This is a genomic window from Campylobacter sp. BCW_4321 (assembly GCF_001763075.1).
GTDB lineage: Bacteria > Campylobacterota > Campylobacteria > Campylobacterales > Campylobacteraceae > Campylobacter_D > Campylobacter_D jejuni.
In genome coordinates this window covers 1-2,224 of record NZ_MJYA01000047.1, presented here as the reverse complement: position 1 = coordinate 2,224, position 2,224 = coordinate 1, and the positions used below count along the sequence as shown (strand labels likewise).

General features: G+C 28.9%; 2 protein-coding genes and 2 pseudogenes. All 4 read left to right on the top strand.

All coding sequences use genetic code 11. The features are described from left to right. Positions 1-56: 56 nt before the first annotated feature. Positions 57-287 (top strand): hypothetical protein, encoded by a 231-nt coding sequence (locus AJN58_RS06065; RefSeq protein WP_002881838.1) that lies wholly within the window; start codon positions 57-59, stop codon positions 285-287. 343 nt (positions 288-630) lie between these two features. Then, a complete protein-coding gene (locus tag AJN58_RS10125) occupies positions 631-957 on the top strand; it encodes a hypothetical protein (protein WP_070210731.1) in 327 nt (108 codons plus the stop codon). Positions 958-1,207: 250 nt separating this feature from the next. Then, positions 1,208-1,291: pseudogene (locus AJN58_RS10350) on the top strand (lipase family protein); the annotation flags it as partial. A 264-nt stretch (positions 1,292-1,555) separates the two neighbouring features. Continuing rightward, positions 1,556-2,224: pseudogene (locus tag AJN58_RS10345) on the top strand (hypothetical protein); the annotation flags it as partial.

The following is a 2,224-nucleotide window of genomic DNA, read 5'->3' as shown; positions in this document are numbered from 1 at the left end:
AAACCACAAAATTACATCTTAATTTTAATAAAATAGAGAATCTAAGGAGATAACCCATGACATATATATTACTTCTTATTATAATTTCTACTATTCTTTCTTATCTTATATTAAAATTTATTTATAAAATCATCTTTAAATCTACAAAAAGCGTTTCAAAGTTTTTAGTCTTTCTTGGAAGTATAGGCTTAATTATCTTTTATTATACTCCTTATTCTTATTATTTAGAGCCTAGTTATTGGCAATTTAGGAATATGTGTAAGTTAAATGAACTTCCTAAAGTATAATAAGATTCTAGGGTATTTTGGATTAAGTTTGGATACATTAGATTGGGAGGAGCTGAATAGAAGAGCTTATAAAATAAGTAAAGAATAGCAATTCTATTTGCAAAATTTTTAGAGAATATGCAACATATATAGGAGAAATAAAAAAGACTAGATATGATATAATGGCTATTCTGTATAGCAATAAAAAACTTATCTCTAAAGATAACATTACATCAATAATTTTACTTGATACTTGGAATACAAGACGTTACAATTTAGAGTAAGAATCTGTGGCTAGTTATAATATTGAGTGGATAGAGATAGAAGAATATTGCAGTTTGTACTTCAATACAAAGGAGCAAAAATGGACAATAAAGGATTAATCACTAAATTACGAGACAATGCAGAACTTCCTTGGGCAGCCTATGGATATTTTCATTTAGCTAATGAAAGTTATAAGCCAGAGGAAAATAGTAAGGATTGGAAAAGATTAAAATATTTTAGAGATATTAAAGAAGATACAACCCAATCTGTATTCCCCACCCTAATTGATATTCTCAACATAGAATACAAATATTTTAAAGATGAAAAAACAGGAAAGCTAAAAATGGCTTCTTTGATGATGAGTTATTTAGTGGCGACTTCTCCCCACTCCAAGCTAAACAATTCTTTTCTCGCTATGATTTATTAAAACATTGTCCTAATGCAAATTCAGGTTTTTCTGCTACTTTATTTGGAGAAAAAAGAAAACAAATTGATAGTAAAACAAAAGAAGAAGGCTATACCAGTGAATATGGCTATATCAATTATATTTTAGCCATTAGAGGAACAGAAATGGATTTGTTTGTAGCTGATGCTTCTTTAACCATAGGCTCTATACCTAAAGCCCAATATGATGATATGCTAAACTTTTATGAAACTTGTATTAAGATTATCCACAAATCAAAGAAAAAGATTCTCTTACTATTACAGGACACTCTCTTGGAGGCTGTCTAGCACAACTCTTTGCTTTAAGTATCTGTGATGATAGGAATAGAAACAATATCAAAGCTTTATATACTTGTAATGCACCTGGAGCTAGAAAGATAGCACCTCCTTATGATTATATAGTAAAACTCTTTATATTTCACAGCAAAGAACAACAAGAAAGATTTATAAAAGAAGAAATAGAAAATATAGCAAATAGAGCAAGAGATTTAGGCAAAGATAATATTTTCTTAGAAAGTAAGATACGAGAGATATTACACAAGATAATCCAAGAAAAACAAAGTCAATACTATGGGATAACAATGAGTCTTTCTACTCATACAACAATGATGACACTTGATATTAATGCCATTCCTATCTTAGCAGATATTGCACCATATTATAGACAACTTGCTTATAATTATTGGCAACATTTTAAAGAAGATAGGAGAACACCTCAAAATTTTGAACTTAAAGGAGATGAAAGATATATATACAAACTCTCAATTCAAGATTCTATCTTTCATTGTGAATCAAGTAATAATGAATATAAAAATGAATGGTATATCGGCTCTCCTATATCAAAACTAGGGATTAAGCTAGGATTACATCAAGACAATCAATATAGCGATACAACACTGCTTCATACAATCAATACAAGCTCTGGAGTAACAGGGGAGCACTCCATTATCCCCCTTACCCAAACTCTCTATTTTTATTCCTATCTTTTAGAATTAGATGCTAACTATAACAAAGTCAAAGATAAAAGCCTTAGTGAGTGTATAGAGTATCTTAATCATTTTATGAAAAATATTCAAATTTATACAGAAACTTTTGTGTTAAAAAATAATGCTATTAATAATAAAAATTTCGCTCTTAAAAATGGACCTCTTGGACTTTTTAGAAGTTCTCCAGAAAAAATCAATCATTTTGAATATTTTCTTTCATTAATAGCCACCATAATGCAAGAAACAAATGGTATTTTAGAAGAG

What these genes read in the sequence shown, in the direction of transcription:
- AJN58_RS06065 (WP_002881838.1), top strand. Translation starts at nt 57, where the DNA reads ATGACATATATATTACTTCTTATTATAATTTCTACTATTCTTTCTTAT.
- AJN58_RS10125 (WP_070210731.1), top strand. Translation starts at nt 631, where the DNA reads ATGGACAATAAAGGATTAATCACTAAATTACGAGACAATGCAGAACTT.